A 22,218-nucleotide genomic window follows, 5' to 3' on the forward strand; every position below is an offset into this window, starting at 1 on the left:
GCAAACATGTCAGAGGTAATTGGCCTTCAAGAGCCATCCCAACCAAGCCATATTGGCTTGCGAACTGGCCTCAATATTTGGCTGCTCTACCAAGATGATGCCTTTGAAAAGCATATGGCAGAGCAGCTTTCACATAGTCGGCAGATCCATATGGAAGCCATTGCTATGGCCAAGTTTGATCTCGACCAACTCAACCAAATGCGCTCCCCCGATTTAATCTTCGTCGAAGCAGCCAACGGCTGGGCTGACATCATTCAATCGCTCAGTAAGCTCAGCAGCAAGCACCAACAACACCATACCACGCTGGTGGTTTTTGGTGAGGAGCATGATAGCCAAGCCTTAAAAACAGCCCTACGCTTGGGGGCCAGCGACTATTTTTCCCATCATGTGCTCATTGCCGAATTAGCCCCATTGCTGCGCCACTGCGCAGAAGAAAAAGTCGGCCATAACCAACTCGGCGAGCTCTGCTTATTCATCAATACCAAAGGTGGCGCAGGTGCCACCACACTAGCGCTCAACACCGCGATTGAACTAGCCCAATACCATCATGATGATGTACTACTGCTTGAACTCGATAGCCAATTTGGTGCACTCAACGATTATCTCAATCTCAGCCCAAAATTTTCGTTGCTCGACGTTTTAGAGAACAGTGGCGACTTGGACAACACCGCGCTCGATGGCTTTGTCACCAAACACAAAAGTGGCTTACATCTCCTCACCTTTAATCACCAACATCGCCAACGCAATCAAACTGAGAGTCAGGCTTTAGGCAAATTGATGCCTATCTTGCGCCAGCGTTATCCCTTTGTGATTGTGGATCTCTCGCGAGGACTGGATGCGCATGCCTATCCACTCCTCTCAGCAGCCACCCATCTTTATTTAGTCACGCAGCAGCAACTCGCAGCCCTCAACCTCGCCAGCATGATGGTCAATGAACTGCACTATGAGTTTGGTCTCGCACGCCAACAGGTTGAAGTGGTGATCAATCGTTTTGATAAACAGCAACCTATTGGCCAAAAAGATATTGAACACACGCTGCCCAATATCGCCATTCACTTTGTGCCCAATGCCTTTAAAACCGCACTGGAAAGTACCCACCTCGGTAAGTCGATGGCAGAAGTGAAGAAAAGAAATCCAGTATCCAAAGCGCTCCAACATCTCAGTCAGCAGATCGATCCCGACCTTGCGACAGATGGTTCATGGTTCAAGCGACTATTCTCATAGCAGCTTCGAAAAAATAAATTAGACAAAGGAAAGGCTTATGTTTTTCAAACGTTCCTCAATGACGCCGCCATCAGATGAGCCTAATACAGAGCAAACGCCTGAAAACGAAACGCCAATAGCCACGCAACCATCGGCATCAGAGCAAGCTGAAGTGCAAAAGCGCTCAAAAGCAGATGAAGCCGCACGTAAGCAGCTAGAAACAGAACTTGCTGCAAAGCATTACTTTCACAAAAAACTACTTGAGACACTGGACTTAGGTTTACTTGCAGAGCTCGAGCCAGATGTCGCCAAACGCGATCTGCACGATGCCACGCTTGAATTAATGCGCGATGAAACTCACCCCTTAAGCGCAGAAGCGCGCAAACGGGTGATTAAACAAATCGAGGATGAGGTGTTTGGCCTTGGCCCATTAGAGCCACTGCTGGCTGATAAAACCGTCTCCGATATTTTGGTCAACGGCCCCAAACAGGTCATTGTTGAGCGCCGAGGAAAGCTCGAAGTCACGCCACACACCTTTTTGGATGATCGCCATCTTCGCAATATTATCGATCGTATCGTCAGTCAAGTGGGCCGACGTATTGATGAATCCTCACCCATGGTGGATGCGCGTCTCGCTGATGGCTCGCGGGTAAATGCCATTATTCCGCCGCTGGCTATCGATGGTCCTTCACTCTCCATTCGTCGTTTTGCAGTAGAGCGACTAACCATGGATAGCCTGCTTGAATTTGGCTCGCTATCCCAAGATATGGCCGATTTTCTCCATGCCATCGTCCATGGCGAGCTCAATGTCTTAATCTCAGGCGGAACCGGCTCAGGGAAAACCACCACACTCAATATCGTCTCCGGCTTTATTCCTGAAGATGAACGAATCATTACCATTGAAGACTCGGCCGAGCTACAGCTACAACAGCCCCATGTGGTTCGCCTTGAAACGCGCCCGGCAAACCTTGAAGGCAAAGGCGAAATTGGTCAGCGCGAATTGGTCAAAAACGCCCTGCGAATGCGACCTGATCGTATCGTCGTGGGCGAGGTGCGCGGCAGTGAAGCGGTGGATATGCTCGCGGCAATGAACACTGGCCATGATGGCTCGCTCACCACCATTCACGCCAACACCCCGCGCGATGCATTGAGCCGTGTTGAAAATATGTTTGCCATGGCCGGTTGGACCATCTCAACTAAAAATCTGCGCGCCCAAATTGCCTCAGCCATTCATGTTGTGATTCAAATGGAACGCCAAGAAGATGGTAAACGCCGCATGGTCAGCATTCAGGAGATCAATGGCATGGAGGGCGAGGTGATCACCATGTCTGAAATCTTCAAATTTGAACGGCGTGGGATTGATGAGCAAGGCAATGTGGTAGGCGATTATATGGCAACAGGCATTGTGCCTGCCTGCCATGATGCGCTCAAACGCAGAGGCCTTGAGCTGCCCTTTACCCTCTTTCAAAGCGCATAGGTGACAGCATGCAAGGTGATTTAACCCTCTTTTTTATTCTTCTGTTTGTCTCTGTAGTCTTGATCTCGCAAGCCTTGATCCTGCCTGCGGCAGGTAACAAAGCACGGCATAAAGAGCTCACTAAAAGGCTGCGCCAATCGCATCAGCAAATCGATGAAGAAAGTAAGCTGTTACTGCGCAAACACTATGAGGAAAGCCTATCCCCAACAGATAAAGCCTTGGTACGCTGGAGCGCCATGGCGGATTTAAAAAAATCGCTAGAGCTTGCTGGACTCAACTGGTCATTGTCTGGCGCTATCGGTTTTACGCTGGTGGTCAGTGCCATTGTTTCCGCCCTGCTTTTTTTGTTTAGTGAGTTATGGTGGATTGCGCTGCTCGGCTTTTTCCTCACCGCTATCGCCTGCTATTTTCAGTTGCATCGTCGCATCTCCAAGCGTCTTTTCGCCTTTGAAGCCCTGCTGCCCGATGCGCTCGATGTGATGCGCCGCGTCCTACAAGCGGGTCAACCCCTCAACGAAGCCTTTCGCGAGGTGGGTGAAGAGATCCCCGCACCACTCGGCCCTGAATTTACGCACACCTTTAACTTGCTTAACTATGGCTATGACATGCGCCTTGCGGTGCTGCAAATGGTCGATCGCACGCCCACAGTATCCATGCTGGCACTCGCCAGTGCCGTGCTATTGCAAAAAGAGACCGGCGGCAATCTCACCGAGAATTTATACAAGGTAAATCAAGTACTGCGTGCTCGTTTTAAATTGTCACGAAAAATCAAAACACTTTCAGCAGAGAGCCGTTTGTCGGCTTGGATTTTGGTGCTGGCACCTTTTGTTTTATTTATCGTGATGTACCTGCTTCACCCCGAATATATTGCGCCGCTTTATGAACATCCCGCAGGCATCAAGATTGTCTCTGCTGGGGTCGTCAGTTTGTTTTTTGGCGCAATTTGGATTCGAAAAATCATCAATATCGAGGTGTAACCCATGGCATGGATTGATCAGCTTACGGCCCACCTATCGCTTGCGGCCCAGCAACGTGAATGGATTATTCTTGGCATGATTTTGCTGGCCACCACCTTGGTGATCCTCACCATTGGCCTCTTGCTCTTTAGCTTGCAAAGTCCACTCAAGCGCCGACTAAAAGATCTTCAGCAGCGCTCGGGCAACCAACCGGAACAACGGAAAATTGAAGATACGCTGGAATCGCTTGAGCCCTACATCTCGCCCACCAGCAACAAGGAAAGGGAAACCGTTCGCCACCAGCTGATGCACGCAGGTTTTCACCAACAAAGCGCGCTGACACTGTTTTACGCCATTAAATTTGGCCTCACCATGCTGGGGCTCATTATTGGTATCGGGATTGCGATTTTAAATCCGCATTTAAATGGCGGTCAGCAGCTAAGCATCGTCATTATCGCCACTGCCGTAGGTTTGTTTTTACCTAACTTTGCGCTCTATCGCATGAAGAAACACCATCAATTTCGTATGCGCCAAGCGCTGCCTGATGCACTGGATCTACTGGTGGTCTGTACCGAGTCTGGTCTTGGCCTCAACGCCGCACTCATGCGTGTCTCACAAGAGCTGGTGATCTCTCATCCCGCCTTTGCCGATGAGCTGGATACCGTCTGCGTCAAGATTAAAGCGGGGATGCCCATTGCTGATGCCTTTCATGAAATGATTGTCCGCACCGGCCTGACTGAAATGCGCGGACTGGTCAACACCCTCGCCCATGCTTCTCGCATTGGTGCCAGCATCGGCCAGACACTGCGTGACTATACTGAAGATTACCGAGACAAACGCAATCAAGCCGCCGAAGAGATGGCGGCGAAGATCCCAACGAAGATGATCTTCCCTTTGGTGCTATTTATTTGGCCCTGTTTTTTTATTGTCGCCATTGGCCCTGCCATTTTGCACATCATTACCAATCTCTTTGCAGAGTAAGGAGCTCTCTTGACCCATTCAATTCGAATCAGCGCATGGTGTGCGGGGCTACTCCTGCTGCTGTCTGGCTGCGCGCAAACCCAAACGAGTAACGATCCCGTACTTAATAGCGAATATTATGACGGTGACCCCATGCTCAATCTGATGGGTGACACGCCACCCGCCAATGAACAAGAAGCGCAAGGCCGAGGTATGCAAGCGCTGCTGGATGGGAATTTAGACTTAGCCCTCTACGAATATATTCGCGCCGTACAGTTTTTAGATGCCACAGAGCAAGCCGACAGCTTTTATCAAATCGGTAGTATTCATCAAATCCGCGACAATACCGATCTCGCTGAGCGCGCATTTCGCCAATCGCTCGCTTACGATCCCAAATATATTGCCAGTCTTGAAAAGCTCGGCATTCTCGAAAGCAAACGCGGTAAAACAGCGCAAGGGGCGCAATATTTCCTTGAGGCGCTCAGTGCCGACCAGCATCGTCTGGGCGAAAACCCCAACACCTCACTCACACGCAATATGCCAGTGAGCACCATTCGCAATCTAAAATTTGATGCTCAGTCCCCCATCGGTAGTTACATTGGCCTTGGTGTAATCAGTGATATCGACCGAGACCATGACCGCGCCAAGGCTTACCTAGAGCACGCCCTTGAGATTAATCCCAACTCGGTCCGCGCACTGGTCAACTTAGGTTATTCCAACTATATGGATGGCAACTATGAGCTCGCGGCGCATCTCACCCAAGCGGCACTTCGCTTGCAACCCAGCCATGCCAAAGCGCTGAACAACATGGCGTTAATCTATTTAGCGCAAAATCGTCCGGGGCTTGCGCTCAGCACCTTTCAGCGCCACATGACTGAAGCTGAAGCGCTCAATAATGTGGGCTATTTTTTACTCATTCAAGGAAAGCCAGACCAAGCCGTGCCCTATCTGCAGCAGGCGATTAGCGCCGATCCGGCTTACTATAAAACCGCCCATGACAATCTAGAGCGCGCACTTGCTGAGATGCGAGCGCAAGGTAGTGGCAGCTAAGTTCGCACTTTTCAAATATAAAAAACCGCGCCTAGCGCGGTTTTTTTATGACAACCCCAAATACCAGCAATGCGAACACCAATCAAAGCAACCCTTCCTTTGTTAATTATTTTAACCAATTGTTTTATATTAAAAATAATCTATTCTAGCGACATCCATGGAGAGGATTTCACATTATGATTATTCGACTAAAATGTATCGCCCTGATATTTTTCGGACTCACAAGCATGTGTCATGCAGCGGTCATCCCCTATACATCGCTAGAAAAAAGCCACTTTGCCAATATTCGTCAAATCACGCTATGCCAAGATCCACAACAAGTGGCAAAGCACGACTACCGACTGATTCAAGCTTACATTCATAGCGGTGACATGATCTATGTTGATGCCATCGATTACGGAGCAAATGGTTTAGAGCGAGTGCAAGGCTGGGGATTTGACGAAATCAATCATGACCACAATGAATATACGATTGAGCAAGTCAGCTGTGTCATCAAAAAAGAAGTGCTAGAGATTCAAGGCAAGGTCAATGGTAGCGGCCATGATGATACGCACGTTTTCGCTTTCACCATTCACTTAAATCGAAAGACGGGGACCTACCAATACACAACCCATTAGGGATTGACCCTAATCACCGGAACACGCAACACATGGCCACGACTATCTTATGGATTTGAGACTTGAAGATTTGAGGCAAGACGCATCTAGCGCGGCTTGCCTCAAATAAAAAAGTATCAATGCATTGCCGCTTCAGGACGATTGATCCAATACACCCAAGCAAAAAACAGCATAAACACTAAGTCATTTAAACCGTAGATACTATAGAAAATGCCAGCGAACAGATCTTGTTGATACACCGCATCCAGTGCTTCTTTAGAATACCAAGTGAGCCATGCCAACACGTAAACCAATTTCTCGATAGTAAATGCTGCAGCCAGCCAACGAACATTGCCCTTAATTTGAGAAGCCCCTAAATAAGCGAAGCCCCAAATTACAATCATCAGCAAGCCAAAGTTGGACATCACCACAGGATCGGCAATGTGAATCGCACTATTCGTAAATAAACGAGAAAAAATCAGCACGCCACCAATATTCATAGCGCCAGCAGCAATAAAACCCCATTTCACGAGATGCGCTTTCATCGAATAATCTCCACAAAATCAATTGATCAAGTATGGAAGACTATGCGCGCGCTAACTGCATCATTTGTGATGCAGTCAAATATTCAACGCAGTCTGTCGATGGATGTTTCGCCCGAGATAACACAGCTTTCGCCATATCCTTAGCTTCGATGGGCTGATAGTTCATTAAACTGCCTTTCATCACAGGACGCAGCACCTTAAGTAGCCCCTGCACCAAGACTTCATCTTTTCTTGATTCGCTTCGCTCACCGGCAAGTGGTCCTGGATGCAAAAAAGTCAGCCGTGAAAAACAAAGTGACTGCACTTTCGCCTCCATTTGCCCTTTACAGCGCAAATAGTGAGAAAAAGCACGAGGATTGGCGCCAATGCAGGAGACCACAAAAAGATGCGTCACCCCCATGCGCTGCATCACCTTGGCAGTATGTGCGACCAAATCCACATCAACCGCATAAAAGTTCGCTTTGCTGCCCGCTTTTTTGATGGTGGTGCCGAGTGCAATTACCCCTACCGAAGGGGCAATATCATCACGACTTAATACCGGTGCCTGTAGATCATCACTGATCCATTGTTTGAGTTTGTTGTTTTCAGCACTCAAGGCACGCCGAGTCAAAGTATGCACCTGACTCACACTGTCATCATTGAGCGTGGCTTCCAATACGGCTTGGCCGACCAAACCTGTCGCCCCTGCAATCACCCAGCTGACTTGCTCTTTCATCATGGCTCCTATCAATAAACCATCTGTTGTTATTTTAGTGCGACAAGATGAGCCTAGTTAGCTGAATCGAGGCTAGATGAAATGCAATTGAGTGCGTTCGAAAAATAAAGTTGATATGTGCAGCAATGGTTCAAGTGCACCAATAGTGAGATAAAGAATACGTGGGGAAAATGTAGAAATAGGACGTGTTTACAGCTATAAAAACGGGTGAAGGCCCTACCCCAGCCACATCCCGGCACATACGTCGCCCGCTGTGGCTGCTTCCTTCCGGACCTGACCAAGTTCACGAGGTAGTATTGCGAGAGGACCAAGGAGGACCTTCATAGATAAGCTGTTTCCAGCGGTTTGCATTATGGGTAATGGCCATTTTAATTGCAAGTGATAATCCCAAGTTCTGCGCCGACTGCGGTGAAATTAATCAAATCATCATCTTGCGTGCTTGAATATCCCTCTCTACTATTCGGTGTCATTCATCACTCTACATAAGCGGCAAAATGCCATGACCTTAGAACAATTTGCGCCCATGGTGTACAGCATCTTAAGCCAGCTACCTGAAGGCAAAGTGGTGAGTTATGGCCAAATCGCGAAAATGACGGGCTACCCAAGCTATGCTCGCCTTGTGGCGCGAGCGCTCAAACAAATTCCAAAGGGAAGCTGCTTACCTTGGTATCGTGTGGTCAATAGCCGTTATCAAATTAGCCTCACAGGGCCTGATTTTGTACGGCAAAAAGAGCACTTACAGTGTGAAGGGGTGTTGGTGGATGCGCAGGGGTATATTGGGAAAAACTATCGCTTATAAGTACCTAGAGTACGCCTTGCCCCCACTTTGAAACAAAAAAAGCGCTGTGAACAGCGCTTTTTTAACTTGAAACTGATTCGATATCGCGCTTATTTTGAGCGGTCCACCATGCGCAAAATCAGGTGCGCTTGCTGGGTTTCTTCACTGTTGGTGATCACTGGATAGATGGTGTCGGTGGTAAACATCAACTGGCCATCAACATCAATGCGGGCACGAATATTATAAGGGTGACGCGCGTTGATAAGGTTTGGATCGTATTCCAAAGTAAAGTTAAATGGCACTTGGTTGCCTTCTGCCATAAAACTGTCTTGGCTGATCACTTCGGCAGGCGCATCTGCAAAGGCGATATCTTCCAAGGTCACAGTGATCACCGCATCATCTGGCAAGGCAATGCGCTGAAGGTAGGTCAAGGTACCGCGAACTTCGGCCATTGGCTGCTCTTCTACAGTCGCTGATTGATCAGCTATCGTTGATTGAGGGGTTGTACTACAAGCTGTGGCAACCAAGGCGACTGCGCCAAGCGCCAACAAACGGAAAAGTTTCATTGCAAACCTTCTTAGAATATCAAAGTAATCAGTATCTTCTCAGAGCCAAACAATTTGGCAAGCGTGTTTGCTCATTATAGCGAGTAATGACTCAATTCATCGGTGTGTTATCACAATATAACGTCTCTTTTTTTATCGACGCCTCATTATTAAGCCACGCAATGCCCTCCAGCCAAGCAATCCGTGGCGGGCTCAGCGCACTGGTCTACATTTGTCTAAGCAGTAAAATATGCTAGCGTGATGCCAATTTATTGAATCGGTAAGGAAAGACCATGGGCCAGCCCCTCAATCACCTACTTAACCTATTGAATCTTGAAAAATTAGAATTGGGCCTGTTTCGCGGCCAAAGTGAAGATTTAGGCTTACCCCAAGTGTATGGTGGACAAGTCATCGGCCAAGCATTGTCCGCAGCGAAAGATACGGTGGATCCTGCGCTGGCAGTGCATTCATTTCATAGCTACTTTTTGCGCCCAGGCAACCCAAAGCAACCCATTGTTTATGATGTGGAAAAATTGCGTGATGGCCGCAGCTTTAGCACTCGCCGTGTAAAAGCGATTCAAAATGGCGTGCCAATTTTCTACCTAACCGCGTCTTACCATGGTGAAGAATCTGGGCTTGAGCATCAAAGCCAAATGCCAGATGTGCCACCACCGCAAGATGTCCCTTCAGAGCAAGAGCTAATTAAACAACTTGCCCCATATTTGCCAACCCATGTGGCTGAGTTTTTCAGCAAAGAAAAACCCATTGAAGTGCGACCTGTTTATGTGGTGAACCCACTCAAACCAGAAAAAACGCCGCCAAAGCAATATATGTGGATTAAGGCCAATGGCAGTTTGCCAAACGATTTGCTGACCCACCAATGCATGCTGGGATATGCCTCTGATTGGAACTTCCTGCCAACAGCGCTGCATACCCAAGGTCTTAGCCTGCTGTCACCCAATCTAAAAGTGGCTACCATTGACCACTCAATGTGGTTCCATCGTCCATTTCGTTTTGATGATTGGCTGCTCTATGCCATCGATAACCCATCGAGCAGCAACTCGCGCGGCTTTGTACGTGGTGAGATTTATGATGTGCATGGCCGCTTGGTGGCGTCTGCCGTGCAAGAAGGCCTGATTCGACAGGTAAAAACAGAGAAAGTCAAAGCCGATCAAGATAGCCCAAAATAAACCGAGTAATGGGCTAGCCCTGACGAAGTACTAGGATATTGATTAGGGGCACATTCCACCAATATCCGTTCCGTAAAAAAACCAGCCAAATGGCTGGTTTTTTTATATCGATGATGTCGCGGAGTAACTCACGTAATCAGTCTGCCGCCCATTAAAGCTCAAGCGCTGTGCTTTCTTTGAGCACTTCCATGGCAAAGCTTGAGGTCACATCCGTCAGGCCATCAATCTCATTGACGAGGCGCTTATAGAAACGGTCAAAAGCTGCCATATCCGCTACCTGTACGCGCAGCAAATAGTCATACTCACCCGCCATTCGATAACAGGCCATCACAGCATCGAAATGGTCAATGGCTTCCATAAATTTGCGATACCAACGCTCAGAGTGGTTTTGCGTTTTCAGCTGCACAAAAGCGATAAAGGGGCGCCCCACCAACTCAGCATCCAAAATCGCCACACGATTTCGAATCACACCCAAGCTTTCTAGGCGTTTAATCCGCTTCCAGCAAGGCGTGGAGGTGAGATGCACACTATCGGCGATGGCTTGCAAAGACAGCATGGCGTCCTTTTGCAAACGCATCAGGATCTTTTTATCAATTTCGTCGAGGGTAACTTTTTCCATCAATCTAATTATTTAGAAAATATTTCTCACAATGCATAAATTGAAATTAGCTTGGAACGCGCCCAGCAGCAATGGCTTTCATTCTTACGCGCGTGAGCCAGTTAGCAAATGACACAATTGCTGTGCTAGTAAATAGACCCATGAGATAAAAAACATACTGTTTACAGCTTTCAGCCCGCAATGATTGTCATTTACCCCTCATGCATTACACTGAGCAGCATTCTATACAACGATGAGCACATCTATGTCAGCTTCAATTGCTGTGGTCGTTTTTAGCGGCGGCCAAGACTCCACCACCTGCTTAATTGACGCCCTTGCGCGATTTGATGAGGTTCACTGCGTGACCTTTGATTACGGTCAGCGTCATGCCCTTGAGATTGAAGTGGCAAAATCTGCGGCCAAAGCTTTGGGCGTGAAACACCATCGCATCATCGATATGGGCGTGCTTGGCGAGCTTGCCATTAGCTCCCTCACCCGAGATAACATTGAAGTCTCGCACGCACTGCAAGCCAATGGCTTACCCAACTCTTTTGTGCCGGGGCGCAATATCGCCTTTTTAACCTTTGCCGGTATTTATGCTTACCAAGTGGGCGCTGAGGCGGTGATCACTGGGGTATGTGAAACGGACTTTTCTGGCTATCCAGATTGTCGATATGAGTTTGTCAAAGCGCTGGAAAAAGCCTTGGTGCTCGGAATGGATCGCCCGCTTCGCATTGAAACGCCGCTGATGTGGCTGAATAAAGCGCAAACTTGGGCACTGGCAGACAAACTTGGCAAACTTGAATTTGTACGAATGCAAACCCTGACCTGTTACAACGGGGTGATTGGTTCAGGCTGCGGCGATTGTCCTGCATGCAACCTTCGCCAACAGGGTCTTGAGCAATACTTGGCTAATCAGACCGAAGTCCAGCGTGAGCTTGAAACCATTCAAAATAAGTCGTCCTTATCACTGCTTTAATGTGTCGCTGTGTTAACTGCGCGTTGATCAAGTATTCGATTTCAGCATATCGATAAAAATCATAACGATAGCAATAAAAAAAGGGGAAGCATGCTTCCCCTTTTCATATCATCCTCGCGCTTAGCAACCACTAGCCATGGTTATGGCGCACTGGATGATCCTCTGATTCTAATTTGGCCAACTGCGCCGCAACATAACCTGGCGAGTGCGAATATTGGCACATCAAACGATACATCGCGGGAATGATCCCCAAGGTAATCAAGGTTGCCACCGCCATACCAAAGAACACCACAGTCCCCACCGCCATACGACTTTCATAACCCGCGCCAGTTGAAATAATCAAAGGCACTGCGCCAAGTAACGTGGTAAAGGCTGTCATTAAGATCGGACGCAAACGACGCACCGATGCGTCAATAATCGCTTGCTCAAATGGACGACCCTGATCGCGCAGCTGGTTGGCAAACTCAACGATCAAGATACCGTTTTTGGTCACCATACCAATCAGCATAATCATGCCGATTTGGCTAAAGACATCCAAAGAGAGGCCCATGATCCACAAACCAATCAAGCCACCTAAAATCCCCAGAGGTACGGTAAACATCACCACCAGCGGGTTCACAAAGCTTTCAAACTGCGCAGCAAGCACCAAATAAGCCACCAACAGTGCCAGACCAAAGACCATCATGGCTGAACTTTGGTTCTCTTTAAAATCCTTGGACTCACCACTGTAGTGAATGGTGATATCTTTTGGCAGCAATTCCATGGCGCGACGATCAAGAAAATCAAGCGCTTCACTCAGCGTGGCCCCTTCAGACAAGTGCGCTTTTAAGGTGATGGATTTTTGCTTTTGGTAGTGGGTCAGCTTTTGCGCCGATGCCACCTCTTCCACCGAAGCCACCGTATCTAAAGTCACCAAACTGCCGTTGGCTCCGCGCAAGTAGATTTGGCTGAGATCGCTACTGTGATTAAAGCTGTCCTCATTACCACGCAAGTAGACATCGTACTCTTCACCATGGTCAACAAAGGTGGTTTCACTGCGACCGCCGAGCATCACTTCCAAGGTTTCGGAAATTTCACGCACGCTAATACCAAGCTCAGCTGCGCGCTGGCGGTTAAGCCGCACCAGTAGCTCTGGTGTGGTTTCGGCATAATCAATATCCGCGCCGCGCATTAAGCCAGAACTATCCGCTTCATGTTTGAGCACCTGCGCCCATTTGTTGAGCTCTTGATAGTCGCTACCGCTCAGTACAAATCCAACAGGTTCGCCAGAGCCACCACCGGCACCAGGCATAAATGGCCAAACACGAATATCAGACAAACCATCCAAGGCGCCAGCCACCATACCAAGGGCTTCTTTGGCGTGCATATCGCGATCGTTCCAGTCTTCGAGCTGAATAATCACAAAGGCCGTTTGATCCCCCGCACGGCCGCCAAAGGCTGGCGTATCATAGGAGATGGATTTCACCACACCATTGCCTACCAATGGCAATAGACGCGCCTCCACCTCATTCATATTTTGCACCATGCGGTTATAACTGGTGCCTTCTGCGCCTTTTACAAAGGCAAAAATCACGCCGCGATCCTGCGATGGAAGCAAGTCAGAAGGAATGGCTTTAAACAACAATCCAGCCAAACCAATACACCCCAACATCACCACAGGAGCCCACCAGCGACCGCGCATGACAACGCCAAGGCAACGACGATAAGCCGCTTCAACTCGCGCAAAAATGCGATCCATAAAAGCAGCAAAACGCCCTTTTTTCACATTCAGCTTGAGTAGTTTACTAGCCAACACCGGCGTTAGGGTGAGCGCGATGAGTGAGGAGAACATCACGGAAACCGCCAGCATCACCGAAAATTCAGTAAAGAAGCGACCGACCATGCCGTCCATAAAGGAGATGGGCAAAAACACCATGACCAACACCAAGGTGGTGGCGATCACCGCAAAACCAACCTCACGAGTACCTTTGTAGGCAGCAAGAAGTGGCGACTCGCCCTGCTCAATATGGTGGAAAATGTTTTCCACCACCACAATGGCATCATCCACCACCAAGCCAATGGCCAAAATCAGCGCCATCAGGGTGAGTAGGTTAATGGAATAGCCAAAGGCGTAAGCGCAAATAAAGGCAGAGATCAAAGAGACCGGAACAGTTACCGCCGGAATAATGGTGGCGCGCACCTGACCGATAAAGATATAGAGCACCAAGATCACCAGTACCGCCGTCATTGCCAGCGTCACATATACCTCGGTAATGGAGCGGTCAATATAGAGGCTGGAGTCATAATCCACTTCAAAGGTCATTTGATCTGGCAAAAAGGGCTGCATCGCCGCCACTTCAGCAATTACATCTTGCGCCACCGACACTGGGTTGGCGTCAGATTGATTAATCACCGCCAAACTGAGGGTTTGTACGCCATCACTTTTAAAGGTGGCATCTTCATTCATCGCACCGACATAAACGTCGGCCACATCTTTTAAATAGATCGGTAAACCATTTTGATGGCGCACCACCAACTGAGAAAAATCTTCAGCCGTGTTGTAAAGACGCTCAGTACGCACCGCCATCACAGTGACATCGTTACGCACCTCGCCACCTGGGCTTTCCAAGTTTTCCGAGCGCAGCGCATTGACAATATCTGAGGTCGTCACGCCGCGACCCGCCATGCGCACCGGATCAAGCTTGACGTACATCACCTTATAAAGCGCGCCATAAAGATCAACGGAACTCACACCAGTAATCAGATTAAAGCGATCCATCAACTCGCGCTCGGCGTAATCAGTGAGCTGAGTGCGATCCATCACAGGTGAGCTGAGCTTGATGTAGATGGCAGGCTCGCCTTCACCATTATCACGAGAGACAATGGGCTCATCGGCTTCTTCGGGCAAGCGGCCTTGCGCGCGCGCTACGGCGTCACGCACATCGCTTAAACCTTCCAGAATGTCCCATTCCAAATCAAAGGTAATGGTGACCCAAGACATGCCATTACGGCTGGTGGAGACAATGGTATCGATACCGCTAATGCCTGAGAGCTGATCTTCAAGCACTTGGCTGACCTGACTTTCCATAATCGAAGCCGAGGCGCCATCGTAGCGGGTCATAATTGAGATCACCGGACTATCAACATCCGGCATTTCACGCACGGCTAACTTAGTAAAGGAAACCGCACCAAAAATACATAACAGCAAACTAAGTACCAGCGCCACAACCGGGCGCTTGACTGAGGTGTCAGACAACCACATTAGTTGCGCTCCTCAGAAGCTGTTTGATCTTGAACAGAAACAGTTTGCTCTTGAATCATCACACGCGCACCGTCGCGCATATTCACCAAGCCTTGCAGCACGATGGTTGCACCTGCATCAAGCCCTTGCTCAATCATCACTTTATTATCTGAGCGTGCGCCTAACACCACTTCAGTGCGCACCGCTTTGCCATCGACAATACGATAGACATAACGCTTGGTGCCTTGGTACTCGATGGATTGAATCGGAACCACTGGTTTTTCAACGGCTGGCATTTGCAACACGGCTTGCATCAACATGCCCGGTTTTAAGGCCTGCTTGGTATTTTCAAATTCACTGCGAATACGCACGGTTAAGGCTTGCGGATCAATGCGGCTATCAATGGCCACTAACTTGCCATAAAAGGGCTGCGGCCAAGCTTGACTGTGCGCTTCCACGGCCATACCGACCTTAAGTTTGGCCAAATACTGCTCTGGAATCGGCAATTCAAGCCACATCACCTGAAGATCGTCCAAGCTCATCAGTGGATCGCCACTGTTCACTGTCATACCTCGGCTTAGGTCAAATAGCCCCACAGTGCCATCAAAGGGTGCTTTAATCTGACGAAAAGCCAGCTCCGCGCGTGCTGCATCTAAACGGGCTTTGGCCACAGCAACGGCGGCAACCTGCGCATCGAGTTCGGTTTGCGTTAATGCGCCGCGCTTGGCAAGGCGGGCAAATTCAGTACGCTTTCGTTCTTCATCACGCCAATAGGCTAGCGCTTCTGCTACTGCGGCTTGCTGCTTTGCTGATTCTAAGCGCACCAGCATTTGTCCCATTTTGACCTGATCACCCGGCTTAACCAGTACCGCATCAATGCGACCACTCACTTCAGGTGCCAGTGTCACCTGCTGCTGAGCCGTCAGTTTACCTATGGTATTGACCTCGGAATTTAGGGCTTGGGTTTGCACTTGATAGGTGGTGACCGAAACAGCGTAATCGCCAGGATTACCTCGTGGTGGTTTGGCCCAACTTGGCACAGAGAAAAAAGCACAAAATAGAACAAAAACAGGAAGGTGTTTAGAAAAACGGCGTTTACACATGTCGCTTACATCATCGCGGTGAATTTTGAACCACAGCAGTTTACTCCATTCTCTATAGTGACAAAGTAAAGCAGTGTAAAGGTGCGAAAATTTGTGCGTTTTAGCGCTATTTTATGCACTACGCACGAAAATTAGGCAGTCAGATCTATTTTTCAAAAAAAGGGGTTTACAGTCCGTAATGGTTTGATATGATGCGCCCGCACTTGTGGAGGGGTTCCCGAGTGGCCAAAGGGATCAGACTGTAAATCTGACGGCTCCGCCTTCGAAGGTTCGAATCCTTCCCCCTCCACCATCATTCGCTTTATGGCTGATTTGCGGTAAAGCAAACAATAGAATAAATCCCGTGGAGGGATTCCCGAGTGGCCAAAGGGATCAGACTGTAAATCTGACGGCTCCGCCTTCGAAGGTTCGAATCCTTCTCCCTCCACCATCATTCTTCAACGCAGCTTTTTGCTGTGATGAAACTAAAATTTGAAATACTCGTGGAGGGGTTCCCGAGTGGCCAAAGGGATCAGACTGTAAATCTGACGGCTCCGCCTTCGAAGGTTCGAATCCTTCCCCCTCCACCATCATTCTTCAGCGCAGCTTTTACTGTGATGAACACTAAAAATTAGAAATACTCGTGGAGGGGTTCCCGAGTGGCCAAAGGGATCAGACTGTAAATCTGACGGCTCCGCCTTCGAAGGTTCGAATCCTTCCCCCTCCACCATCTTTTAAAAGCCAGATGTTCGCATCTGGCTTTTTTTCTGTCTAAAACTCTACCGCCCCGCTGTACGCGCATCTTTTTCGTTATTCATACCCTCAGCATCACGTAACCCATTCGCATCTTTTAATTGTTCGCTAATGTTCTCAACGAAACGCTACGGATTTCATTGCCCATTCAAAGCCGCACCAACTACGCTTGAATGAATCATACTTGAACAAGTCACGGCCAAATAACAAGCCTCGAGATGTAGCGCGCTGACTCTCTTGAGTCGCATCACTCACTTTCATCGAATCAATGACAAGGATTGCCATGGTTTTGCATTCAAAACATCACATTCGAATGCCAAGACATATCGCTCAGCTTCGTGCCTTAGTGATTGAAGACAATCGCACCAGCGCGGTGGCGATGCGCACGCTATTAGAAAAAATCGGCTTTCAATCTATTGATCTCGCGGCAACGCCCAATGAAGCCACCGAGTTGTGCCTACGTCAGCAATATCAACTGGTGCTGGTTGATTATCATCTGGATGGAAAAATCACCGGTAGCGAACTGCTGATGTTACTGAAGCAGCAAAATCGACTCGGCAGCAATTGCGCCACCATCATGGCTTCAGGCGATAGCACGCCCGCGGTGATCCTCTCTAGCATGGATGCCACGCCCGATAGTTTTATTCGCAAGCCGGTCTCTTTACGTGCACTGCAAAATAAAGTGGCCTATGCCCTTTATCAAAGTGAGATGCGCGCACCAGTGCTTGCCGCGCTCAGTCAAGGTGAGGATGCGCTTGCACTGACGCGCTGTAAATCACAGCTCAGTCACTATGGCGCCGAACCAACGCTATATCACTTAATGCTCAATCTTCTTATGAAGCGCAATGCTTGGACGCAGGTTCGCCATTACGCTGAAATTTTTTCAGTCTCTAAATCCTCACCCTTTATCGAGGTGATGCTGGCGCGTTGTGACTTTGCCGACGATCAAATCGATAAGGGCTGTGAGCGACTGGAACGATTGATTCAACTAAGCCCCATGACTGCCGATGGTTACGATCTCTTAGCCCATTATTATTTTTTACAGGGGCGCTATGACGATGCCATCGATATTGCCGATCAGGTCTTACAACTCACCCCGCACGCCAGCCATCGCGCACTCAATCTTGCTAAATATGCCGCAGCGCGACCCAGTAGCTCTTGGTTCTTTGATGCCGCCACGCGCTTTATTCATCGTGTGCCTGTGTACAATCATCGTTGGGTCATTGAGCTGGCGCAGTTGTGTGAAAACGGGATTGAGCTCATTGAGCGCCAAGGATTTATTCGTAGCGACAATGAATTTATTCGCCCGATCAACACACTCTTTAATAAACTCAGCCATCGTTTAAGTCACAGCGACCAAAAAATCGCACGCACGCTCAAAGCCATCACCCTAAGTCGCATCGCACTAATTTATCAGCAGCCCGCGCAAGCGCAGCGCATACTCATGCAAGGGCTGAGTCCCTATTTTCATCAGCTCGGACAAATTCATGATGTGTTGCTCAGCCAAAGTCTTGTCCCCTTGTTGAAATTGGGTGAAATCCGTTTCGCCTTAAAGATTTACCAGCACATCCAAGGCAAAGAGCACAAACTGACCTTGCTGCAAGATAGCCTTAATAAGTTACGAGACAACGCCATTTTACTCAATGAGGCCAAACGCCTCTCAGAGCAGCTCAGTGCCATTCAAAAGCAAGGACATAGTGAATTAGCGATTGCCCATTACAATCACCTTTTACGCCAGTATCCCTACTGCACCGAGGCGCACCTTGGCCGCCTACTTTGTTACCATCAACTGGCATGGCATCACCATGATGATGTTAAGGCAAGTTTTCGAGTGATTCGTGATTTGCCCCTCTGTGAGCCCTTGGCCAGTCAAAAACAGCAGGTATGGCGAGCCTATGCCATGGCACCAGAGCCAGCTACGCCCTCTTCTGAGAATATCGATAACATTGCCGAGGAAGTGGAAAACCAGCTACTGGAACAGCCCAGCGACCTAGAAAGCCCCTACTCTTCCTAGGCTGACAACCGCGTAACAATGGGGTAACCTCAGCCTTATCTGCTGCTCGTCAGCCTCATTTGCGTCTAAGAGAAGAATTAAAAATGAAGATCATATCTTTTAATATCAATGGACTCCGTGCTCGCCTACATCAATTACAGGCGCTAATTGATGCTCACCAACCCGATATTATTGGTTTGCAAGAGATTAAAGTGCACGATGATGCCTTCCCACTGGCCGATGTTGAAGCCATGGGCTATCAAGTTTATTTCCACGGTCAAAAAGCGCACTACGGTGTGGCCATGCTGTGTAAGCAAACCCCAGAGTCTATTCAAAAAGGCTTTCCAACGGATGAGGAAGATGCCCAGCGTCGCATGATCATTGGCCAATTTAAGCAAGCCAATGGCCGCCTGCTAACCGTACTGAATGGCTACTTTCCACAGGGCGAAAGCATTCACCATGAAACCAAATTCCCGGCCAAAGAGAAGTTCTACGCTGATTTGATGAACTACCTTAACACCCATCGCAGTGCCGATGAAGACGTGGTGGTGATGGGCGATGTGAATATCAGCCCAACTGATGATGATATTGGTATTGGTGATGCCAACGCCAAGCGCTGGCTTAAAACCGGCAAATGCTCTTTCCAGCCGATTGAGCGCGAGTGGTTTGCGACCCTGAAGAATTGGGGCTTTACCGATACCTTCAAGAGCCAACATCCAACCACGACGGATCAATTCTCGTGGTTTGATTACCGCTCTAAAGGCTTTGATGACAACCGTGGTCTGCGCATTGACGTGATTTTGGCCACTGAATCATTGATGCCTCGCCTGCAAGAGACCGGCATTGATTATCAGCTGCGCGGCATTGAAAAACCATCGGACCACGCCCCAATTTGGGCCAGTTTTGAATAATCAACAGTGACCATAGATATAAGGATATCCCAATGAAACTGTTTGCTTTTGACCACTGTCCATTTTGCCTTCGCGCGCTCATGATGCCTGCGTATAAAGGGCTGAAAGTGGATGTGGTCTACCTTGATAACGATGATGTACAAGCACGCATCGACAAAGTAGGCGCCAATATGGTGCCGATTTTGCAAAAAGAAGATGACAGCTATATGGCTGAAAGCCTTGATGTGGTCGCTTATCTTGATAGTCAAAACACAAGTAATGCGCTGCTTGCAGCAACGCAGCAGCCACAGATTGAAGCTTGGCTCAATGAAACACGGATGAGCATTAGTCGTTTGCTGTTCCCGCGCTGGTTACGCGCAGGTCAACCTGAACTAGCGACTGACAGTGCCAAAGCCTATTTCGAAGCAAAAAAAACACCATTTATCGAAATGAGCTTTGCGCAAGCGGATGCCCAAACACAAACTTGGATTGCTGAACTCACACCACAACTGGAGATGCTCGCCCAGTGGTTGGTACTCCCATCAGCACGCCAAAATCAGCTCAGCTATGATGATATTTTGCTCTTCCCACATCTTCGCAACCTCACCGTCGTTCGCGAACTCCAGTGGCCAGAGCATGTGAAACGTTATTTGGATGAAGTACAGAAAATCACCCAAGTGCCACTACTTCACGCCCAATCGAGTTAATCCAAACCCGAGACAAAATGGGCCTGTGGGCCCATTTTTTATGAGAACAATAAAATGAAAACCTATATTCCAGGTAAAGACGCAGCCCTCGAAGAATCCATCGCCTATTTTGAGCAACAACTTGCCAAATTCGGCTTTGATCTAGAATACACCCACTGGCTCAACCCCATTCCACACGTTTGGTCGGTCCATATTCGTGACAAAGATTGCCCAATCAACTTTACCAATGGTAAAGGCGGATGCAAAAAAGCAGCCCTTGCCTCAGCGCTTGGTGAATACTTTGAGCGCCTATCATGCAACTATTTCTATGCCGATTACTACTTAGGCAAAGCGATTAGCCAAGCCCCCTTTGTTCACTATCCCGATGAAAAATGGTTCACCATTGATCAAGATGATTTGCTGCCCGCTGAAATCCTTGATGAGCGCTTGCTTGATTTTTACGATAACCAGCAAGAACTGATGGCCAGCGATTTAGTGGACCTACAATCAGGCAACGCTGAACGCGGCATTTGTACCCTTCCCTTTGTCCGCCAAAGTGACGGCCAAACCGTGTACATCCCCGTCAATATTATTGGTAACTTGTATGTTTCCAACGGTATGTCCGCAGGCAACACCAAAACCGAAGCGCGCACTCAAGCCTTGTCTGAGATTTTTGAACGCGCTGTAAAAAACCGTATTTTGCGTGAAGCGATTCGTTTGCCCCAAATTCCAGCCGATGTCATTGCGCAATATCCGCATATCGAAGAGGCTATTGCCACACTGGAGCAAGAAGGTTTTCCGATTTATGCCTTTGATGCATCACTTGGCGGCCAATATCCAGTCACCTGCGTGGTTCTCAAGAACCCAAATAACGGCACCTGTTTTGCCTCATTTGGCGCCCACCCGCGCTTTGAAGTGGCATTAGAGCGTACCGTCACTGAACTGCTGCAAGGGCGTAGCCTCAAAGATTTGGACGTATTTGTTGAGCCATCCTTTGATAACGAGTCCGTGGGCGATCATCACAACCTTGAAACCCACTTCATCGACTCCTCAGGTGAGATTCACTGGGATCTCTTTGCCACCGAGTCCGATTATGCCTTTAACCCTTGGAATTTTGATGGCACCTCAGCCCAAGAGTTTGACCGCTTAGTGGCGCAACTAATTGCAGAAGGCACCGATGTCTATATCGCAGATTACGATCATTTAGGCGTTGCTTGCTGCCGCATTATTGTGCCGGGCTGGTCTGAAATCTATCCGGCAGAAGAGTTAGTGCTCGCCAATAATAATCGCATGGCACATTTGCGTGAGACCCTACTGGCGCTACCGCAATCTGAGCTTGAGGGTGATGAATACGGCGATATTTATCACGCCATTGAGCAATGTGGTGTTGACGATGGCAACCTGCTTTATGAGCTGCTGGGCATTGCCTGTGCCGCCGGTGATCCATGGCGCACCTTGCGCGTGGGCGAGCTCAAAGGCTTACTCGCGCTTGCAGGCGGTGATTTAGAACTGGCACAAGAGCACGTATCTTGGTGCATTAACTATAATGCTTCCACTTTTACAGCGGAGCGCATGCGCTTTTATCGCTGCCTTGCACAAAGCTTACAACTGGCACAAAGTGAGCGCGATCCTGCGCAATATCGTGATGCCTTCGTGCGTCTTTATGGCGAAGAAACCGTTGATGCGGCATGGCAAAGCATCAGTGGCGATCGTATTTTCCATGGCTTACGCCATGACGATGAGACCTTGGCTAACTTTGCCGTGCACCAAGCGTTATTAGCCTCCTACGACAAGTTGCAACAAGCCAAACAGCAATAATCACCTTTTGCAGTCCAGCTCTAAAAAAGCCACATTTTTGTGGCTTTTTTTGTTTCTGAAATATGATTTTTCACTATGAAATCAATCGAATCGCATCAAAAACAACCAACACCATAAAAATTGTAAGGAAATATGCCGCAACCGTTAAAATCACGCTACAAAGGCCAACAATTCAAGTTACAAT

The 22,218-nt window shown here is 48.6% G+C and carries 19 protein-coding genes, 4 tRNA genes and 1 other RNA gene; 17 read left to right on the forward strand and 7 right to left on the reverse strand.

From position 1 onward, the window contains the following. The first annotated feature begins 6 nt into the window (after positions 1–6). From L9P36_RS08905 to L9P36_RS08930, 6 genes are all read left to right on the forward strand, one after another. Positions 7–1,224 (forward strand): CpaE/TadZ family protein, encoded by a 1,218-nt coding sequence (locus L9P36_RS08905; protein ID WP_237466349.1) that lies wholly within the window; start codon positions 7–9, stop codon positions 1,222–1,224. 37 nt (positions 1,225–1,261) lie between these two features. Further along, a complete protein-coding gene (locus L9P36_RS08910; protein ID WP_237466350.1) occupies positions 1,262–2,680 on the forward strand; it encodes a TadA family conjugal transfer-associated ATPase in 1,419 nt (472 codons plus the stop codon). An 8-nt stretch (positions 2,681–2,688) separates the two neighbouring features. Further along, positions 2,689–3,657: a type II secretion system F family protein gene (locus tag L9P36_RS08915; RefSeq protein ID WP_237466351.1), complete on the forward strand. Its 969-nt coding sequence runs from the start codon at positions 2,689–2,691 to the stop codon at positions 3,655–3,657. Positions 3,658–3,669: 12 nt separating this feature from the next. Further along, positions 3,670–4,617 (forward strand): type II secretion system F family protein, encoded by a 948-nt coding sequence (locus L9P36_RS08920; protein WP_435532776.1) that lies wholly within the window; start codon positions 3,670–3,672, stop codon positions 4,615–4,617. A gap of 9 nt (positions 4,618–4,626) precedes the next feature. Further along, complete coding sequence (locus L9P36_RS08925; protein WP_237466353.1) at positions 4,627–5,646, forward strand: tetratricopeptide repeat protein; 1,020 nt, start codon at positions 4,627–4,629, stop codon at positions 5,644–5,646. Between the two features lie 176 nt (positions 5,647–5,822). Beyond that, the gene (locus L9P36_RS08930) at positions 5,823–6,263 is read left to right on the forward strand and encodes a hypothetical protein (protein ID WP_237466354.1); all 441 of its coding nucleotides are present in this window, start codon (positions 5,823–5,825) and stop codon (positions 6,261–6,263) included. Between the two features lie 116 nt (positions 6,264–6,379). Here L9P36_RS08930 and L9P36_RS08935 read toward each other — a convergent pair whose 3' ends face one another. The 3 genes from L9P36_RS08935 to ffs form a co-directional block, all read right to left on the reverse strand. After that, entirely contained in the window at positions 6,380–6,787 is a 408-nt protein-coding gene (locus L9P36_RS08935; RefSeq protein WP_237466355.1) for a hypothetical protein, read from the reverse strand. A 40-nt stretch (positions 6,788–6,827) separates the two neighbouring features. Beyond that, on the reverse strand, positions 6,828–7,502 hold the full coding sequence (locus L9P36_RS08940) for an NAD(P)H-binding protein (RefSeq protein WP_237466356.1): 675 nt from the start codon (positions 7,500–7,502) through the stop codon (positions 6,828–6,830). Positions 7,503–7,718: 216 nt separating this feature from the next. Further along, positions 7,719–7,815: signal recognition particle sRNA small type (gene ffs / locus L9P36_RS08945), an RNA gene on the reverse strand. Positions 7,816–8,001: 186 nt separating this feature from the next. Between ffs and L9P36_RS08950 the strand changes: the two genes are divergently transcribed. Next, the gene (locus L9P36_RS08950; protein WP_237466357.1) at positions 8,002–8,301 is read left to right on the forward strand and encodes an MGMT family protein; all 300 of its coding nucleotides are present in this window, start codon (positions 8,002–8,004) and stop codon (positions 8,299–8,301) included. An 89-nt stretch (positions 8,302–8,390) separates the two neighbouring features. Here L9P36_RS08950 and L9P36_RS08955 read toward each other — a convergent pair whose 3' ends face one another. Then, positions 8,391–8,846, reverse strand: a complete 456-nt coding sequence (locus L9P36_RS08955) for a YbaY family lipoprotein (protein WP_237466358.1) — start codon at positions 8,844–8,846, stop codon at positions 8,391–8,393. A 272-nt stretch (positions 8,847–9,118) separates the two neighbouring features. Here L9P36_RS08955 and tesB point away from each other — a divergent pair, with 272 nt between their 5' ends. Next, entirely contained in the window at positions 9,119–10,015 is an 897-nt protein-coding gene (gene tesB / locus L9P36_RS08960) for an acyl-CoA thioesterase II (RefSeq protein WP_237466359.1), read from the forward strand. A gap of 151 nt (positions 10,016–10,166) precedes the next feature. Here the strand turns inward: tesB and L9P36_RS08965 are convergent, their stop codons facing one another. After that, positions 10,167–10,634 (reverse strand): Lrp/AsnC family transcriptional regulator, encoded by a 468-nt coding sequence (locus tag L9P36_RS08965; RefSeq protein ID WP_237466360.1) that lies wholly within the window; start codon positions 10,632–10,634, stop codon positions 10,167–10,169. Positions 10,635–10,878: 244 nt separating this feature from the next. Between L9P36_RS08965 and queC the strand changes: the two genes are divergently transcribed. After that, on the forward strand, positions 10,879–11,592 hold the full coding sequence (gene queC / locus L9P36_RS08970) for a 7-cyano-7-deazaguanine synthase QueC (protein WP_237466361.1): 714 nt from the start codon (positions 10,879–10,881) through the stop codon (positions 11,590–11,592). 130 nt (positions 11,593–11,722) lie between these two features. Here queC and L9P36_RS08975 read toward each other — a convergent pair whose 3' ends face one another. Together L9P36_RS08975 and L9P36_RS08980 are read right to left on the reverse strand one after the other, a co-directional pair. After that, entirely contained in the window at positions 11,723–14,833 is a 3,111-nt protein-coding gene (locus tag L9P36_RS08975) for a multidrug efflux RND transporter permease subunit (RefSeq protein ID WP_237466362.1), read from the reverse strand. Next, positions 14,833–15,915 carry an efflux RND transporter periplasmic adaptor subunit gene (locus L9P36_RS08980; protein ID WP_237466363.1) on the reverse strand — a complete coding sequence of 361 codons (1,083 nt, stop codon included), beginning with the start codon at positions 15,913–15,915 and terminating at the stop codon, positions 14,833–14,835. The genes L9P36_RS08975 and L9P36_RS08980 overlap by 1 nt, the downstream gene beginning before the upstream one ends. Positions 15,916–16,122: 207 nt before the next feature. On the opposite strand from L9P36_RS08980, the gene L9P36_RS08985 reads away from it, so the two are divergent. The 8 genes from L9P36_RS08985 (at position 16,123) to ycaO (ending at position 22,034) form a co-directional block, all read left to right on the forward strand. Then, positions 16,123–16,207 (forward strand) — tRNA-Tyr (locus tag L9P36_RS08985). Positions 16,208–16,260: 53 nt separating this feature from the next. After that, positions 16,261–16,345 (forward strand) — tRNA-Tyr (locus tag L9P36_RS08990). A gap of 54 nt (positions 16,346–16,399) precedes the next feature. Continuing rightward, positions 16,400–16,484, forward strand: a tRNA-Tyr gene (locus L9P36_RS08995). Between the two features lie 55 nt (positions 16,485–16,539). Beyond that, positions 16,540–16,624: transfer RNA gene (locus L9P36_RS09000), tRNA-Tyr, on the forward strand. Between the two features lie 306 nt (positions 16,625–16,930). Then, a complete protein-coding gene (locus L9P36_RS09005; protein ID WP_237466364.1) occupies positions 16,931–18,661 on the forward strand; it encodes a response regulator in 1,731 nt (576 codons plus the stop codon). A gap of 83 nt (positions 18,662–18,744) precedes the next feature. Beyond that, a complete protein-coding gene (xthA, locus tag L9P36_RS09010) occupies positions 18,745–19,551 on the forward strand; it encodes an exodeoxyribonuclease III (RefSeq protein ID WP_237466365.1) in 807 nt (268 codons plus the stop codon). Positions 19,552–19,583: 32 nt separating this feature from the next. Further along, entirely contained in the window at positions 19,584–20,237 is a 654-nt protein-coding gene (gene grxB / locus L9P36_RS09015; protein WP_237466366.1) for a glutaredoxin 2, read from the forward strand. A gap of 54 nt (positions 20,238–20,291) precedes the next feature. Then, on the forward strand, positions 20,292–22,034 hold the full coding sequence (gene ycaO / locus L9P36_RS09020; RefSeq protein ID WP_237466367.1) for a 30S ribosomal protein S12 methylthiotransferase accessory factor YcaO: 1,743 nt from the start codon (positions 20,292–20,294) through the stop codon (positions 22,032–22,034). Positions 22,035–22,218: the final 184 nt, after the last annotated feature.

This window comes from Vibrio stylophorae, from assembly GCF_921293875.1.
Lineage (GTDB): Bacteria > Pseudomonadota > Gammaproteobacteria > Enterobacterales > Vibrionaceae > Vibrio_A > Vibrio_A stylophorae.

Coding starts and splice junctions, on each gene's coding strand:
- queC (WP_237466361.1), top strand. CDS start 10,879: ATGTCAGCTTCAATTGCTGTGGTCGTTTTTAGCGGCGGCCAAGACTCC.
- tesB (WP_237466359.1), top strand. CDS start 9,119: ATGGGCCAGCCCCTCAATCACCTACTTAACCTATTGAATCTTGAAAAA.
- L9P36_RS08955 (WP_237466358.1), bottom strand. CDS start 8,846: ATGAAACTTTTCCGTTTGTTGGCGCTTGGCGCAGTCGCCTTGGTTGCC.
- L9P36_RS08975 (WP_237466362.1), bottom strand. CDS start 14,833: ATGTGGTTGTCTGACACCTCAGTCAAGCGCCCGGTTGTGGCGCTGGTA.
- L9P36_RS08935 (WP_237466355.1), bottom strand. CDS start 6,787: ATGAAAGCGCATCTCGTGAAATGGGGTTTTATTGCTGCTGGCGCTATG.
- L9P36_RS08950 (WP_237466357.1), top strand. CDS start 8,002: ATGACCTTAGAACAATTTGCGCCCATGGTGTACAGCATCTTAAGCCAG.
- L9P36_RS08910 (WP_237466350.1), top strand. CDS start 1,262: ATGTTTTTCAAACGTTCCTCAATGACGCCGCCATCAGATGAGCCTAAT.
- grxB (WP_237466366.1), top strand. CDS start 19,584: ATGAAACTGTTTGCTTTTGACCACTGTCCATTTTGCCTTCGCGCGCTC.
- L9P36_RS08915 (WP_237466351.1), top strand. CDS start 2,689: ATGCAAGGTGATTTAACCCTCTTTTTTATTCTTCTGTTTGTCTCTGTA.
- L9P36_RS09005 (WP_237466364.1), top strand. CDS start 16,931: ATGGTTTTGCATTCAAAACATCACATTCGAATGCCAAGACATATCGCT.
- L9P36_RS08965 (WP_237466360.1), bottom strand. CDS start 10,634: ATGGAAAAAGTTACCCTCGACGAAATTGATAAAAAGATCCTGATGCGT.
- xthA (WP_237466365.1), top strand. CDS start 18,745: ATGAAGATCATATCTTTTAATATCAATGGACTCCGTGCTCGCCTACAT.
- L9P36_RS08940 (WP_237466356.1), bottom strand. CDS start 7,502: ATGAAAGAGCAAGTCAGCTGGGTGATTGCAGGGGCGACAGGTTTGGTC.
- L9P36_RS08905 (WP_237466349.1), top strand. CDS start 7: ATGTCAGAGGTAATTGGCCTTCAAGAGCCATCCCAACCAAGCCATATT.
- L9P36_RS08930 (WP_237466354.1), top strand. CDS start 5,823: ATGATTATTCGACTAAAATGTATCGCCCTGATATTTTTCGGACTCACA.
- L9P36_RS08980 (WP_237466363.1), bottom strand. CDS start 15,915: ATGTGTAAACGCCGTTTTTCTAAACACCTTCCTGTTTTTGTTCTATTT.
- ycaO (WP_237466367.1), top strand. CDS start 20,292: ATGAAAACCTATATTCCAGGTAAAGACGCAGCCCTCGAAGAATCCATC.